15 protein-coding genes are annotated in these 15,312 nt (G+C 45.0%); 8 read left to right on the forward strand and 7 right to left on the reverse strand.

What is annotated here, in order from left to right:
* Positions 1 to 47: 47 nt before the first annotated feature.
* Positions 48 to 887 (forward strand): hypothetical protein, encoded by an 840-nt coding sequence (locus ACFPIB_RS10850; protein ID WP_378017477.1) that lies wholly within the window; start codon positions 48 to 50, stop codon positions 885 to 887.
* A gap of 228 nt (positions 888 to 1,115) precedes the next feature.
* Here the strand turns inward: ACFPIB_RS10850 and ACFPIB_RS10855 are convergent, their stop codons facing one another.
* From ACFPIB_RS10855 to asnS, 6 genes are all read right to left on the reverse strand, one after another.
* Complete coding sequence (locus tag ACFPIB_RS10855) at positions 1,116 to 1,895, reverse strand: enoyl-CoA hydratase-related protein (RefSeq protein WP_378017478.1); 780 nt, start codon at positions 1,893 to 1,895, stop codon at positions 1,116 to 1,118.
* A 105-nt stretch (positions 1,896 to 2,000) separates the two neighbouring features.
* A complete protein-coding gene (locus tag ACFPIB_RS10860; protein WP_378017479.1) occupies positions 2,001 to 2,594 on the reverse strand; it encodes an outer membrane beta-barrel protein in 594 nt (197 codons plus the stop codon).
* 135 nt (positions 2,595 to 2,729) lie between these two features.
* Positions 2,730 to 3,518, reverse strand: coding sequence for a hypothetical protein (locus ACFPIB_RS10865; protein ID WP_378017480.1), 789 nt, complete (start codon positions 3,516 to 3,518; stop codon positions 2,730 to 2,732).
* A 119-nt stretch (positions 3,519 to 3,637) separates the two neighbouring features.
* The gene (locus tag ACFPIB_RS10870) at positions 3,638 to 4,468 is read right to left on the reverse strand and encodes a hypothetical protein (protein ID WP_378017481.1); all 831 of its coding nucleotides are present in this window, start codon (positions 4,466 to 4,468) and stop codon (positions 3,638 to 3,640) included.
* Positions 4,469 to 4,598: 130 nt separating this feature from the next.
* Positions 4,599 to 5,408: a hypothetical protein gene (locus ACFPIB_RS10875; RefSeq protein ID WP_378017482.1), complete on the reverse strand. Its 810-nt coding sequence runs from the start codon at positions 5,406 to 5,408 to the stop codon at positions 4,599 to 4,601.
* A 199-nt stretch (positions 5,409 to 5,607) separates the two neighbouring features.
* The gene (gene asnS, locus ACFPIB_RS10880; RefSeq protein WP_378017483.1) at positions 5,608 to 7,002 is read right to left on the reverse strand and encodes an asparagine--tRNA ligase; all 1,395 of its coding nucleotides are present in this window, start codon (positions 7,000 to 7,002) and stop codon (positions 5,608 to 5,610) included.
* A gap of 277 nt (positions 7,003 to 7,279) precedes the next feature.
* Here asnS and rpoN point away from each other — a divergent pair, with 277 nt between their 5' ends.
* The 3 genes from rpoN to ACFPIB_RS10895 all read left to right on the forward strand — a co-directional run bounded on the left by rpoN (position 7,280) and on the right by ACFPIB_RS10895 (position 10,082).
* Positions 7,280 to 8,818 (forward strand): RNA polymerase factor sigma-54, encoded by a 1,539-nt coding sequence (gene rpoN, locus ACFPIB_RS10885; protein WP_378017484.1) that lies wholly within the window; start codon positions 7,280 to 7,282, stop codon positions 8,816 to 8,818.
* 99 nt (positions 8,819 to 8,917) lie between these two features.
* Positions 8,918 to 9,337 (forward strand): hypothetical protein, encoded by a 420-nt coding sequence (locus ACFPIB_RS10890; RefSeq protein WP_378017485.1) that lies wholly within the window; start codon positions 8,918 to 8,920, stop codon positions 9,335 to 9,337.
* On the forward strand, positions 9,300 to 10,082 hold the full coding sequence (locus tag ACFPIB_RS10895; RefSeq protein WP_378017486.1) for a hypothetical protein: 783 nt from the start codon (positions 9,300 to 9,302) through the stop codon (positions 10,080 to 10,082). The genes ACFPIB_RS10890 and ACFPIB_RS10895 overlap by 38 nt, the downstream gene beginning before the upstream one ends.
* A gap of 89 nt (positions 10,083 to 10,171) precedes the next feature.
* Here the strand turns inward: ACFPIB_RS10895 and ACFPIB_RS10900 are convergent, their stop codons facing one another.
* Positions 10,172 to 10,696, reverse strand: coding sequence for a hypothetical protein (locus ACFPIB_RS10900; protein WP_378017487.1), 525 nt, complete (start codon positions 10,694 to 10,696; stop codon positions 10,172 to 10,174).
* A 182-nt stretch (positions 10,697 to 10,878) separates the two neighbouring features.
* Between ACFPIB_RS10900 and ACFPIB_RS10905 the strand changes: the two genes are divergently transcribed.
* The 4 genes from ACFPIB_RS10905 (at position 10,879) to ACFPIB_RS10920 (ending at position 15,188) form a co-directional block, all read left to right on the forward strand.
* Positions 10,879 to 11,784 carry a LytTR family transcriptional regulator DNA-binding domain-containing protein gene (locus ACFPIB_RS10905; protein WP_378017488.1) on the forward strand — a complete coding sequence of 302 codons (906 nt, stop codon included), beginning with the start codon at positions 10,879 to 10,881 and terminating at the stop codon, positions 11,782 to 11,784.
* Positions 11,785 to 11,899: 115 nt separating this feature from the next.
* A complete protein-coding gene (locus ACFPIB_RS10910) occupies positions 11,900 to 12,595 on the forward strand; it encodes a DUF2306 domain-containing protein (RefSeq protein WP_378017489.1) in 696 nt (231 codons plus the stop codon).
* Between the two features lie 130 nt (positions 12,596 to 12,725).
* Positions 12,726 to 13,292: a hypothetical protein gene (locus tag ACFPIB_RS10915; protein ID WP_378017490.1), complete on the forward strand. Its 567-nt coding sequence runs from the start codon at positions 12,726 to 12,728 to the stop codon at positions 13,290 to 13,292.
* A 231-nt stretch (positions 13,293 to 13,523) separates the two neighbouring features.
* Complete coding sequence (locus tag ACFPIB_RS10920) at positions 13,524 to 15,188, forward strand: peptide MFS transporter (RefSeq protein ID WP_378017491.1); 1,665 nt, start codon at positions 13,524 to 13,526, stop codon at positions 15,186 to 15,188.
* Positions 15,189 to 15,312: the final 124 nt, after the last annotated feature.

Consider the following 15,312-nt stretch of genomic DNA (forward strand, 5'->3'; position numbering starts at 1 on the left):
TCTATTTCCTAAAAGCATCTTTAAACCTTAACCAAATCATGAAAAAAATGAGCTTATCTAAATTGAGTTTGCTGGCGCTGGCGGGTATGCTGGCGTTCACGTCCTGCAAAAAAGACGAAGATATGAAGCCTGAAGAGGCCATTGTTTCGGCGGAAGATAATGCGCGCATGGAAACAGAAATGGAATCTGTGCAGGATTTTGTAGATGCTGAAGCGGCCGATCCGGACTTGAAAACCGGAAACCCGAGCAAAAGCGGCAACTTGGCCAACTGCGCCACCCGCACCTGGAATGCTTCTACCAACACGCTTACCATAGATTTTGGCGCTACAAACTGCCTGTGTAAAGATGGTAAATACCGCCGTGGCCAGATTGTTGCGGTTTTTAATGGTGCCTGGCGCGCAGCGGGCTCTTCGGTAATCATCAGCCTGAACAACTATTTTGTGAACGATAATCAGCACACCGGCACTAAAACTATTACAAGTCTGGGCAACGAAAACGGTACGGCTAACTACAAATATTCGGTGCACGTGCAAAATGCCAGCATTGTTTTTACCAACGGAACCTCGCGAAACTGGAATGCGCATCGTGAGGTAGAGCGCGTTGCCGGCCAGGGAACCTTAACGCTTTTCGACGATGAGTATCTGGTAACAGGAACCTCTTCGGGAACGAACCGCCGCGGCAAAAATTACTCTACGATTATTGGCACGCCACTTAAAAAAGTATTCCGTTTGGGTTGTGCCCGTACCTTTATTGCCGGCACCATAGATATTACCAACGGCCGGCAAAAAAGCATGACTTTAAACTACGACCCGACCGGTACCGAAGCCTGCGATAAAACGGCATCGGTAACTTACAACGGTACAACCCGCATCATTACGTTGCGCTAGTTTTTTCAAAGAATTTCAATAAAATAAAAAATCCGCTCCCGGAAACTGGCAGCGGATTTTTTATTTGATTGTTAATTGCTGATTGATTAGTGCTGATTGAAAAAACGGCAGGATTATTCACTAAAAAAGTGCTCAACCTGTTCTGAATTCCTGAGAGATTGCATAGAAGCATTACTTTACAACCTATACAGATTTATAAAAAACTCAATCAGCAATCAACAATTCAATTTACTCGCCGGTAAAAGCGGGTTTGCGTTTTTCGTTGAAAGCGGTTACGCCTTCTTTGTAGTCTTTGGAGTTGCCGGCAATTTTCTGGCAGTGGGCTTCGTAATCGAGCATTTCGTCTAAAGAAGAATTGAAGCTTTTGTTCAGCATTTTCTTCATTAAACCGATTGCTTTGGTTGGAGCGGTGGCGTAGCGTTGGGCCAGTTCGTTTACGGCATTATCCAGTTCTTCCGGCGCAACTACTTTGTTTACCATACCTAAAGCCAGTGCTTCTTCGGCTTTTACTTTGCTGCCTAAAGTGCTCAATTCAAAGGCTTTCATAGAACCAACAATGCGCGGCAGGAAATACGAAGAACCGGAATCCAGCACCAAACCTACGTTCACGAACACTTCAATTAAGCTGGCTTCGGTGGAAGCAACGATCAAGTCGGAAGCAAGCGCTAACGAGCAACCGGCACCGGCTGCTACACCGTTCAGTTTGCAGATAATTGGTTTTGGCAGGTTGCGCATCGCGCGGATGATCGGGTTGTAGCGTTTTTCCAGGCTTTCGGAAAGGTCGCGTTTATCGGCACTGGCAATGGCTTTTAAGTCTTGGCCGGAGCAGAAGGCTTTGCCGGCGCCGGTTAAAATGACCACGCGCACGTTGGCATCGCGGGTAACCTGTTTCAGGGCATCCTGAAGTTCGTAGCTTTGCTTGTCGTTAAAGGCGTTGAAAACATCCGGGCGGTTGAGCGTGATGGTAGCAATCCCGTTTTCGACGGTATATAAAAGGCATTCGTACATGGTTTCAGATTTAAGTTAGCAGCTTCAAAAATAGAAGTTTAAGCTTGCTTACACAAACGGAGTTTTTCAGGCTAAAACCATAGCGTTTTGGGGCGTTTTAAAGGCTCAGAATTGGTAACCGGCCGAAATTTGCAGGTTGCGGTTGCGGAGTATGGCGTTTTGGCGTTCGGTAAAGTTATTGTTGATATTCTGCAGGCCTAAATTAAAGCGCGCACCGATAAATGTTTTGTCTAAAGGTCTGAATCTGAGGCCGACCAACAAACCGTAATCGGTGGTCTGGAAATTATCGGTAAGGTCTTTTTTTTCCTGGCCTATTTTAGCCGTTGCCATAAAGAGCAACGCGCCGTAGCCGCCACCCTGAAACGTAACTTTGCCGTGGTACAGGTTTATGAACACCGGAACGCTGAGGTAGCTCAAACCAAAATCGATATTGCTGGCCGTTACACCCTGTTTCGAATACATTACTTCGCCGCCGTAACCAAAGCTCTCGCGCGGTTGCACTTCGCCAAAAAAGCCGCCATGCACGCCCATAAAAGCACTTGAATTTGCCAGGTTAGAAATAGAAGCCACGTTTACGCCGCCTTTTACGCCCGCTTTCTGCACCGGAACCCAATCTTCTTTTATAGCTTTTGAAGTTTGCGCATACGTGTTTTGCAGCCCGAAAAACGCCAGGAAAAAGAAGGTAAAAAGTGCTTTCACGGGAAGAGGATTTTAATTGGAACGCCTGTTTAATGACGTGTTAAGCATTGCAAACGCTGCTTGGTAATTCACAAATTATTTGCAGGAAAAGCCGGAAGAGCTTTAGCAGTTTTTGGGGTTTGGGGATAGTGTTTTTTATTGGCAGTTGTAAGTAAAAGTACTTACAGCAGGAGGCAAGGGAACATGGCTATATGTTACAGCCTGCTGAATAGGATAATCAGCAGCATTATAAATATAAGTGTAAGTATAAATTAAAGTTGTGCCTTGGCTATGATTTGTAATCTTGAAGGATAAAAGGTTATTTGAAGAGATAATCGGCTTAAAAACAGCATCGAAAGGTGCATGAGGCGATTTCTTATTATCGTATTGTTTTTCGTACGTAGAGTTTAGAAGCACATTCCCCAAAGCATCATATGAATAAAGCATTTCTTTGGTTTGGTTAGGTGCGGGGTAAGTAACTTCAGTATAGTGCGAGGGCGTTACTTTAGAACCACTAAAGTTACTCCACTTTGTTAACTGTCCGGCAGCATTGTATTCATAGGTGTTAAAAGTGCCAGTCTGGAAACTATAAATGGAATAAATAGTGTCGGGCAGGTTTTGAGAGTTGTAAGAAAAGATCTCCTGCAAATATGTCGCATTTTTATTGTTGAAGTGCTTTATTTCCGCAATGTTTCCGCCAGCGTTATAGGTTATTTCCATATGAGAACTGATGGTTGAGTCTTGCCTAGTATCGTTAATCCGAATAACCTTTCCGGCACTATTATATATTAAATCGTAAGTAGTTTCCGGACTTACTATTTTAGTTAATAAACAATTTTTCTGAACCTGATCTTCCGGTATCGGATCATCTTTCTTTTCATCACCACTACAACCAAAAGCCAGCAAAACCGCCAAGCCTAAAATCAATACATTTACTTTTTTCATCAAAATCTATAGCGTTTTATAACAAAAAACCCGGGCAAGCTACAAAGCCTGTTCGGGATTTACAATTTATGTTGCACAAATTACTAAAAGCAGTTTTTCCTGTTTTTAGGATAGCGTTTTTATTGGCAATTATAAGTGTAATCAGCATGTAAAACAGAAGGGCTGCCGTTAAAAGATCGCATGACTTGCGTAGGAAAGCCATCGGCATTATATTGGTAAGTATAATTTTCTATGTTAATAGTAGTGCCCGGTCCGTTATCGTAGGTTTGTTTTTCAGAAAGGATATTCTGGTTCGTTAGCAATTCCATTTTATCTAAAGAGCTGCCGGTTGTAAGTGGTCTTTTATGTCCATCGAGTATATATTCTATAGAATCCTGCCAGGTAGGTGTTCCGGACTTAATGATATACAAGGCTTCTGTGATTTTATTCGCCGCCGGGTAAGCATAATTCCGGAAAGCCATCGGAGCATTAGGACTCCCTGAAGCAAAATCACTCCATTTAATTAATCTATTGCTGGTATCATACTCATAAAAATACCATCCGTTCAGCGTTAGCGGCGAAGTGCTAGAACCCCGGTAAAAATTCGTCCTTTTTTCTAACTGGCCGGCGGCATTGTATTCGAAGGTGAAATATTCAATAATAAAGTTACCGTCTTTGCGCTCTGCTTTTATTTTTCGGCCCAAATTATCGTACTCATAAACAGATTCATACCGGTACGAACCATTTGTATAGCTGGTAGATTTCAGAACCTTGTTTTGCGCGTTCAACTCGTAGGTTGTAGTATAAACAGTTGGAGAGTCGTGAATTCTCCTTGTAATTAGACATTTTACAGTATTAGAATTATCTGGATTATTATTTGAATCCGGATTTACCGGTTCCGGTTCATCGCCACCACAACCAAAAGCCAGCAAAACCGCCAGCCCCAAAACCAAAGCATTTACTTTTTTCATCGAGAACTATAGCATTTTATAACAAAAATTCCGGACAAGTTAAGCAATCTACCCAGGATTTACAAGATTTGTTATTTGTAAAAAAGCCGGAAGAACTTTGGCAGTTTTTCCGGCTTTAAGGATAGCGTTTTTACTGGCAATGATATTTATAGGCGTTGCCTCCTGTAGGATAATTGTTGCGGACCACCGTTCTATTAACCGGATAGTCGTCGGCGTTGTATTGGTAGGTTATAAAGAATTCGTTGGTAACGTTGGTAGTGTGGTGAACAGATCTTTTGTAGGTAGTATTATGGCTAGTATAAAGCTCATCTCCGATTAAGGTCAATTGCGTGGGGGTTGGATTCTTTTTGGTATCAAAACCGTATTCGGTAGTGTTGGTAAGCATTGGTATGCCATTGCCATCTGTGTAGCGTTTTACCACAATGTTGCCGGTGGGTAGGTACGTGTAACGATCCTGATAGGACCAGGTAGTAAAGGGCGGGTAAAATGACGTTCGCTGCTTTACCCGCTGGAGCGAATCGTAGGTGAAGAGCATATAAAGATCTAAGGCAAACTGGCCGGAGCCTTTTGGCTGGTTATTGATGTCGATCCGGGAAATGAGGTTGTTTGCGTTGTATTGATAGCTCAGGTAACCGGCCCCCTCCTGGGGGTTGGAATAACTAAACGTTACAATATTCCCGTCTGGTTTGTAAGTAAATTGTTCTGTGGTAGTATCGGTGCGGGTAAAATACTTCAATTCCGTTATCTGGCCTTTTGCATTGTGCTTATAATTAATCTTATACGATCCGCTAAAGCTGCTGTCCTGGGTTAAAATGCAACCTTTAAAAGTTGCTTCTGCCGGTTGCGGCGTTTCCGGGGCCGGGTCATCTTTTTTCTCTTTTTCACAACTAAAAGCCAGCAAAACTGCCAATCCTAAAACTAAAGCATTTACTTTTTTCATCGAAATCGATAGCGTTTTATAACAAAAATCCCGGCCAAGCTACATAACCTGACCGGGATTTACAAAGTTTGTTATTCATAAAAGGTCGAATCGGGAATGCGTTAAGACAAGGCACTGCCTTGTCTCTACAGGCCACGAACCGGAATTCCAAAAAAAAGCCCTCCCCTGATTTAGGGGAGGGTTGGGTGGGGGCGTGGGGTTAAAACTCCGCGCTCTTCGGGAAACGTGGGAAAGGAATTACGTCTCTAATATTTCCCATACCGGTTACGAACAGCATTAAACGCTCGAAACCAAGCCCGAAACCAGCGTGCGGCGCGGTACCGAATTTACGCAGTTCCATATACCACCAAACCTGCTCTTCGTGAATGCCCATTTCTTTTACGCGGGTCAGCAGTTTTTCGTAGCTTTCTTCGCGCTCCGAACCACCAATAATTTCACCGATTCCCGGGAACAGCACGTCCATCGCGCGAACGGTTTTGCCGTCTTCGTTCAGCTTCATGTAAAACGCTTTGATGTCTTTCGGGTAGTTGATCAGGATAACCGGTTTGTTGAAGTGCTTTTCTACCAGGTAACGTTCGTGTTCGCTTTGCAGATCGGTGCCCCATTCTACCGGATATTCGAATTTCGCTTTTTTGGCGTTCTTCAGAATTTCAACGGCATCGGTGTAGGTTACGCGCTCAAATTTATTGTTTACCACAAAGTTCAGGCGGTTCAGCAGTTCATTGTCGTACATGTCGTTCAGGAATTGCAGGTCGTCTTTACAGTTTTCTAACGCATAGCTTACCAGGTATTGCAGGAAATCTTCGGCCAGGTCCATGTTGTCTTCCAGCTCGTTGAAAGCCACTTCCGGCTCGATCATCCAGAACTCGGCCAGGTGGCGCGAAGTATTGGAGTTTTCCGCCCGGAACGTTGGTCCGAAGGTATAGATCTGCCCTAAAGCCATGGCCGCCACTTCGCCTTCCAGCTGTCCGGAAACGGTTAAGTTGGTGTTTTTGCCGAAGAAATCCTGGGAGTAATCTACTTCGCCGGTTTCGGTTTTTGGCGGGTTGATCGGGTCTAAGGTTGTAACGCGGAACATCTGGCCGGCGCCTTCGGCATCGGAACCGGTAATGATGGGCGTATGCACGTTAAAGAAACCGCGGTCGTTAAAGAATTTATGCACCGCAAAGGTCATGGCGTGGCGCATTCTTAAAACGGCCCCAAACGTATTCGTTCTAGGGCGTAAGTGCGCAATTTCCCGCAGGAATTCCAGCGAGTGGCCTTTTTTCTGCAGCGGATAGGTTTCTACATCGGCGGTTCCTAAAACTTCTACGTTGGAGGCCTGGATCTCTACCGTCTGACCTTTGCCCTGGCTTTCCACCAGTTTTCCGGTTACGGCCACGCACGCGCCGGTGGTAACTTCCTTCAGGCTTTCCTCCGGAAATTTCTCTGCATCGGCTACAACCTGGATATTATTTATGGTAGAACCGTCGTTAACGGCAATGAAGCTTACAAATTTGTTTCCGCGCTTGGTGCGCACCCAGCCTTTTACCAGCACTTCCTGGCCCACCAGATCGGTAGCGCTCAGCAGTTTTTTTACGTTCGTCCGTGACATATCTTTCTTCAATTAGAAATTCAAAATTAGAAATTAGAAATTCAGAAAGGAAATCAATCCGGGCAATATTTGTGAAGTTGCCAATAATAAAAGTAAAGCATGTTCCGGATATCTTTTTTCACCTGAAGATTTCAAACCTGAAAGAGCATTTCTAATTATTAATTTTTAATTTCTAATTAGTTGCGCCTTGCGCAACCTATTATTTAACCTTTTATTTCAAAGAAGAGTAAAAAAAGCTAAATTTGAACAGCTATGCCGCTTTTCTGGCCCGATTATTATGCAGCGACTCGACCTTAAACAATTACTTTCGCAGAAACTTTCTCCGCAGCAGATTCAGTTTATTAAGCTGTTACAAATTCCTACGGCCGAACTCGAAACCCGCATCAAGGAAGAAATGGAGATAAACCCGGCGCTGGAAGAAGGCGACGAAGACGAACCCGAACGCTCCGACGACGAAGATCTTTTAAACGACGACGATGCTGATTTCGACGAAAACGAAGGCCTGGACGATGATTTCGAAGGCGAAATAACATCCGATGCTACCGACGATCTGCGCCAGGAAGAAGAAGTACGCGCCGAAGAAAACAACGACCTCGACCTGGACGATTACCTGCAGGACGACGATATTGCCGGCTACAAAATGCAGGGCGATACCGGCGGCGACACCGAAGACGACCGCGAAATGCCGCTGGCCGGTTCTTCAACCTTGATCGATGCGCTTATCGACCAACTTGGATTTTTAGACCTGGACGAAAAACAACAAGCCATTGGCATGCAGCTGATCGGCTCCATCGATACGGACGGTTACATTCGTCGCGATCTGCAGGCAATTTCCAACGATCTGGCATTCAGCCAAAATATAGAAGCTACTGAAGAAGAAATTGAGCAGGTGCTGCACCTGATCCAGCAGTTCGACCCGGCCGGCATTGCTGCCCGTGATCTGCAGGAATGTTTGCTGCTACAACTCGAACGCCGCGAACAGGACGAAGCCACCGAAATTGCCGAAAACATTATCCGGGACTTTTACGAGGAATTCACCAAGAAACATTATTCCAAGATCGAAGCCAAGCTCAACATCGACGAAGATGATCTGAAGGATGCTATAAACGTAATTGTAAAACTGAACCCAAAACCCGGCGGTTCCGGAGCTACTTCCGGTCGCGCGCAATACGTAATACCAGACTTCATTCTGACCAACGACAATGGCAACCTGAACTTAAGTTTAAATTCCCGCAATGCGCCGGACCTCCGCATCAGCAGGAGCTACGCCGAAATGTTCGATGCGTATGAAAAAAGCTCCAAAACTGATAAGAAACTAAAGGAAACGGTAACCTTCGTGAAGCAAAAACTCGATGCCGCCAAATGGTTTATAGATGCCATCAAGCAGCGCCAGAACACGCTTTTGCGCACCATGGAAGCCATTATAAAATACCAGCGCGATTTCTTCCTGGAAGGCGATGAAAGTAAACTCCGCCCGATGATCCTGAAGGACATTGCCGAAGAGATTGGGATGGATATTTCCACGGTTTCGCGCGTTGCCAATTCCAAATCCATACAGACCGAGTTCGGTATTTATCCGCTGAAATATTTCTTCTCCGAAGGCATCGCCACCGATTCCGGCGAAGACGCCAGCTCCAGAGAAGTAAAGCACATTCTGAAAGAGATCATCGACAAGGAAAGCAAGAAAAAGCCGCTTTCCGATGAGAAGATCGAGCAAATGCTGAATGAGAAAGGCTACAATATTGCCCGGAGAACTGTGGCCAAATACCGGGAACAGCTGAATATTCCTGTGGCGCGGTTGCGGAAGGAGTTGTAACCCCACCCAACCCTCCCCTTAAAACAGGGGAGGGCTTTTTTTTTGTAGTTTAGGGAATGCATTTTCATACTTCCATTCAAATAATCGCAATTAACCCAAATGGATTTTAAGGGCTTTGTGCCGGCACCGGAAAACCAGATTATTTTCATTAAAAGGACAGCAAGCTTTTTCTTTCTTATCGGCATGTTGCTTTCCTTTAATTTGTGGCGTTCTGATAGGTTATTTCCGGTAGCTCCGGCTCTGGATCTTTTCCCAAAAATCCCTTCCCCACTCGATCTCATCTTGCCGGGACTTTTGCTTTTAGCGCTGGCCGTAAATTGTTTTAGCCGGAAAAAGATCATTAACCATCTGGCTTTGCTGCTGGTATTTTTATTGGCCATACAGGATCAGAATCGCTGGCAGCCTTGGGTTTATATTTACACGCTTTGCCAGCTGCCGTTTTCATTTTTCAGGCCAGATGAAATTTCTAAGGCTAAAACCCTTGCGTACTTTCATTTACTGCTGGAGCGGCATACATAAACTGAACGAGAACTTTATTCAATTCACCTTTCAGGATATACTAAGCAAACTGTTCGGGATTCAGGATCCGGAACTTTTAAACACGTTAAAACCGTGGGGCTATGGCATTGGCCTGCTGGAAATCTTAACCGGCCTGTTTCTTTTTATACCCCGCACCCGAAAGGCCGGGGTTTTACTGGCCATTGGCACCCATGTATTTATCCTGATATACCTCAGCCCGCTCGGGGTAAACCGAAATTACATTGTTTTCCCCTGGAACCTGGCCATGATTATGCTGGTGTATGTGGCTTTCTGGGAGGTAAGAAATAACGCACTCCGTTGGGATTTTAATTTTGTAAAAACTACTTTTTTAAACGGTTTCGCGTTGATAGTAGCCTGGCTTCTGCCCGCGCTGAATTTTGCAGGTTATTGGGATAACTACCTGGCTTTTAGTTTATATTCCGAAAAGGTAAACGATTATTACATTATTGTAGCAGAAACAGCGCTGCCCCAAATAGATAATGAATTAAGCGCATATTTCTTAAAAAGCGACCAACTGCAAGGCGGGCAGATCATAGACGTAAATAAATGGGCCTACACAGAAATGAACGTTCCTTTTTATCCGGAAACGCGGGTTTTTAGGCAAATATGCCTACCGTTTTGCCACTTAAATATTCCGGAAGGGGAACTGTATTTTCTGGAACTTGAAAAACCGGCCGCCAAAGGAAAGTTCTACCGGTTTACGTGCCAGGATTTAAGACCTTAACGTTAATTTCTGAAGTTCACATTCAACCTGAAATTGAATTAGCTTTAAATAAAACGGTATCAGAAACCACCAAAAAAACTCCCGAAAAGCTACGCCGACAACCCGGCAACCAATTCTCTTTCTAAGGTTGGAGAAACTAATGTCAGTAAATATTCGAGCATGCTCGGGTTTTCTATGGTGCTGTCATTTAGCAATACAATCAGGCCAATAGATTCGCCGGTATAGTTTTTCAGGGCTGCGCCCATATAACTGTTTACGCCCATAATCACGAGGTCAGCATCTTCCGGAAATTCCTCCTGCACGCCGTAAGGGTAGTAGCATACATGTTGCTGAAATACGTGGTAGCAGGGTGTATTTTTCAGGTTGTAGGTAATATTAGCCAGTTGCTGTCCCTGGCTAAAAAAGCAGATTGTTTCGACCTTTTCATTTTCCGGGGACACAAACTTGCCAATTAACAGGTATTTTACGCCGGTTACTTTAGAGAGGTATCGGCCTATTTCGGTTACCGGGTCACCAGCGATCGGGTTACTGATAAATGAAATCGTATCGCTAATTACCTTCTGCTCCTCAAAGCTCCAGTCGCCTGTTATTTTATGAGCAAACTCGTATCTCATGATAATTCGGAATAAAAACAAACCTGCTCTTTTGGGCGAAAAACTGGATTATCAGGCTTTAGCTAAAGGCGCGGTTATTAATATATTACGAGAAAATATAAGATAGGTGCAGTTTTAAAAGGTGTTCCGAAAAATAAAAACAGCTTAAAAAAACGCTATCTTTCCGGGCTTAAAAACTGCTGATGCTTCACCTTTTAAAACAACCATTCCCGGCACATTCACTTTTCAGTTCCATCCGGATGGCGGCCATTATCGGGTTGTTCGTGGCGGTTTTTCTGCTGGTTTTTCAGCCGTTTGGTATGCGCGAAGCAACGGGTGGCTATGAAAAGATACTGGTAATTCTGGGTTATGGCTTGCTTACATTTTGCTGCATCAGTTTAAGCGCGATCTTTCTTTCTAAAACGTTTCCGAAGTGGTTTATAGCCGAAAACTGGACCGTAGGTAAGGAAATTCAAATCACGCTTTTTAATTTCCTGCTTATTGGGTTCTTTAATACGCTTTATACCTTTTTCATTTTCCGGCAACCTTTCAGTTTAAGCCATTTATTGTATTTCGAAGGCATTACACTTGCGGTGGGCATTTTACCGGTTTCGCTTATCGTGCTTTTCCGGTATAACCGTTTGCTGCAAACCAACCTGAAACTGGCCCAAACCATGAATTCTGAGCTGAAGCCACCGGTAAATTATCCGCTCCCGGAAACGCCTCATGTTCAGGCTGCTGAAATTCCGGTAACCGCGGCGCCGCAAACTTTTACGTTTACTTCCGAATCGGGCACAGAACAAATAACGCTCACAGTGTCGCAATTTCTCTTCGCTATGGCTGCCGATAATTATATAGAATTGCATTACCTTGAAAACGGACAAACCAGGAAAAATCTTATTCGTAGCAGCCTGACCCGGCTGGAAGAAACGATAAAAGCAAATCCGAAACTGGTGCGTTGCCACCGGGCATATTTGGTAAATTTAGAGCAGGTCACCAATTTTTCGGGTAATGCTCAAGGCCTGAAACTGGAATTGTTTAACACGCCCGAGTCAATTCCTGTTTCCCGCAAAATGGTGCTTGAAATTAAAGGCTTGCTGCACGGCTAAAAATCTTGTAGTTCGTCCCAAACCTTTGTCATTCGCCCCGGAAGCTTGTTTTTCATCCCTTTGCCCTTGCTGTCGCTTTGGCCTTGCCGTAAGTTTGAAGAAAAAAAACACGGTCATGTACAAAGCAATTCTCTTCTTTCACATTCTTGCCGGCACCGTAGCATTAGGCAGCGGACTGGTAGCCATTTTTGCGACTAAAGGCAGAAATAACCATAGACGCTCCGGCCGCATTTACGAATTTTCCATGTACGCAGTAGCGGTTTCGGCTATACTGATGTGCTTGTTAAAGTTCAATCCGTTTTTGCTGGCCATCGCTGTTTTTTCGCTTTATTTAACCTACACCGGTAAACGTGCGCTTTTCTATTTCCGGCTCCGTGAAAAATACCAGCCCGGATTTCCCGATAAACTTCCCGCCTTTGCAGGTTTGCTTACCGGAATGTTCATGATCGGATTTCCAGTTTGGCAAATGTTGCAGTCAGGAACATTTTTTGTGCCGGTGCTGGCGGTTTTCGGGTCGGGTTTGCTGGGTAGTAGTATCGGCGATCTGTTTACTTTCAGGAAACCAGAATTATTTGGGCCGAACAATAAAGCCTGGCTACTGAAACACATTGGCATGATGGGCGGCGCGTATATTGCTACGGTTACAGCTTTTCTGGTGAATAATGTACACATGCAGCAGCAGTGGCTCGTCTGGATCGGACCTACGGTTGTGGGCACCGTGCTGATCTCGCGGGCAATAAGAACCTGGCGCGGGAAACTGAAACTGCAGGCAAGTAAAAAAACGGTAGGGTTTTCGGGCGAAAAACTATAAATGAGTTTTCGGGCTACAAATTTTCAGGAACCGGCTGCAATGCCTATTTTTGGAAAATCATTTAGCATCAACAGGTTTCGTGAATTTAGCATTGGCCCGGTTTCTATCCGTTTTGTTTCACCCGCTGCTGATGCCTACCTGTTTGTTTGGGCTCATCCTATACTTCCTGCCCGAATCGCTGATCACTTTTCCGATGGATAAACGCTGGATCATTCTGGCTGCTGTTTTTTTTCTGACGTTCGTAATTCCGGCGGTGGGGGCTTATTTTATGGTGCGGGCTGGTGTGGTGCAAAACATGCAGATGCAGGAACGTGAACAGCGCCGCCTGCCGTTTCTTTTCACTACCATTTGCTACGCCAGCACCACGTATATTTTCGGCAGGGAAAACCTCTTCGGCGATCTCTTTTATTACATCATGTTGCTGATCACGCTGTCGGTTTTTGCGGCTTACGTGGTTTCGCTTTTCTGGAAAATAAGTGCGCACAGCATTGGCATGGGCGGCACTTTAGGAGTTCTGGTTTTTTTGCACACGCTATTGCCCGATGCTGCGCTACTGAACCTGATCGTGCTTTTTATCTTGCTGACCGGTGCGGTTATGTCGGCGCGATTGGCATTGCAGGAACATACGCCGGCCCAGGTTTATGCGGGTTTACTAACCGGTTTTGCCATTGGCGCCGGGCTCGTTCTTTTTCTCTAAGCACTTTTTCGGGCTGAAAGCATAGCGTTTTTTCCGGGTTTCTTGGGTAAGGAAGACCGTAGCGTTTTTAACCGGAAGCTGTTTTTGCTTTTCAAAGCGTACCGTTTTTAGGGTTTCTCTCATACTTTTTTGCACCAAAACCCTACCGTTTTTCCGGCAGATTTGGCACTTCCGGCGGAAACCTGTATTTTCAACGGTTCTAAAACGCATTACTACTCTTTTTTACCATTTATGGCTACTACGCAAACTGAAAAAAACTCCAAACACCCGAAAGGGCTTTATTACCTCTTCTTCTCCGAAATGTGGGAGCGTTTCGGCTTTTATTTAATGCTGGCAATTTTCTTCCTGTACATGATCGATGCGCAGAAAGGTGGTTTAGCCTTACCAAAAGCCGCTGCTTCAGATATCTTCGGTACGTTCATCGCGCTGGTTTACTTAACGCCTTTCCTGGGTGGTTTGCTCGCCGACAGAGTTATGGGTTACCGCAAAGCCATTTCGCTGGGTGGTATTTTAATGGGTATTGGTTACTGTTTGCTGGCTGTAAAAGGCGATCTGGCTTTGTATTCGGCGTTGGGTCTGGTAATTATTGGTAACGGCTTTTTTAAACCGAATATCTCCACGCTTTTAGGCAATCTTTATTCCGAACCGCAATACGCCGAAAACAAAGATTCGGGCTACAATATTTTTTACATGGGCATTAACATCGGGGCTTTTGCGGCGCCGTTTGTGGCTTCTTATATGCGCAACACCTGGGGTTGGGGCTATGCGTTTGCGGCTGCCGGTATTGGTATGTTCCTGGGTGTGCTTATTTTCTGGCTCGGCAACAAGCATTACAAACACGTAGATGTGCTGAAACCAGTAGAAGCCAACGATATGAGCATTAGCAAGATCCTGGGTATTGTAATTCTGCCGGCCATGCTTACGGGTATTGCCGCCTGGTTCTTTATTCCGGGCAGCATTTTCGGTTCCGATTCTACCGATGCTTTCCTTTTTGGTTCTTTGCCGATCGTATTTTTCTACGTGAGTTTATGGGCCAAAGCTTCAGCGAAGGATAAAAAACCAATCGCTGCTATGCTGGCAATTTTTGGCGTGGTTATCATTTTCTGGGCTATTTTCAAGCAGAACGGTACCGCATTAACTACCTGGGCGCAATATTACACCGACCGCAGCCTGCCGGAAACCCTTGAAAAACCAGCTCAGGCTTTGGGTATGGTGCAGTACGTAAATACCTCGCCGCGCACTGTAGAAGACTACGACCAGAACTTCCGTACCAAAACCGATGCCGAAGGAAAAGTAATTACCAAAGAAGGCGTAGACCCATATCTGAACAATTTACCGCAGGAAAAATGGCCGGCCGAAGGCGAAGATCGTCCGCTTATTTCGCCGGAATTATTCCAATCGATCAACCCGTTTTTCGTGGTGCTTTTAACGCCGGTAGTGGTAGCGTTTTTTGCCATGCTGCGCCGCAATAAAAAAGAACCTTCAACGCCTGCTAAAATTGGCCTGGGCTTGTTAATTACGGCTGCTTCTACGCTGGTAATGGTAGGTGCCGTTTTTGCTGCGAATAACGGTTTAGAGAAAAGCTCGGCCATGTGGCTGGTAGGTTCTTACGCCGTAATTACGGTGGGTGAACTTTGCCTCAGCCCAATGGGATTATCGCTGGTTTCAAAACTGAGTCCGCCGCGTTTAACCGCTTTGATGATGGGTGGTTGGTTCCTTTCTACATCTATCGGTAACAAACTTTCGGGCGTACTAGCCAGTCTCTGGGATGTTTACGACCACAAGCAATACTTCTTCCTGGTAAACTGTGCCGGTGCGTTGCTGGCGGCTCTGGCAATTTTTGCGATGCTGAAATGGCTGCGGAACATTGTAATTGCGCACACCGGTAAACACTAAGAAACTGTTTTAAAAGTGAATTAGCGGGATAAAAAAAGTACCCACTTTGGTTAAGAAAGTTATTCGACCAACTATTCAAAACCTCGGTGAGTACCCATCAAAAGAAAGAAAAACGGAAGAGATA

Origin of the sequence: Adhaeribacter terreus, assembly GCF_042657365.1 — a bacterium.
Taxonomy (GTDB): Bacteria; Bacteroidota; Bacteroidia; order Cytophagales; family Hymenobacteraceae; genus Adhaeribacter_A; species Adhaeribacter_A terreus.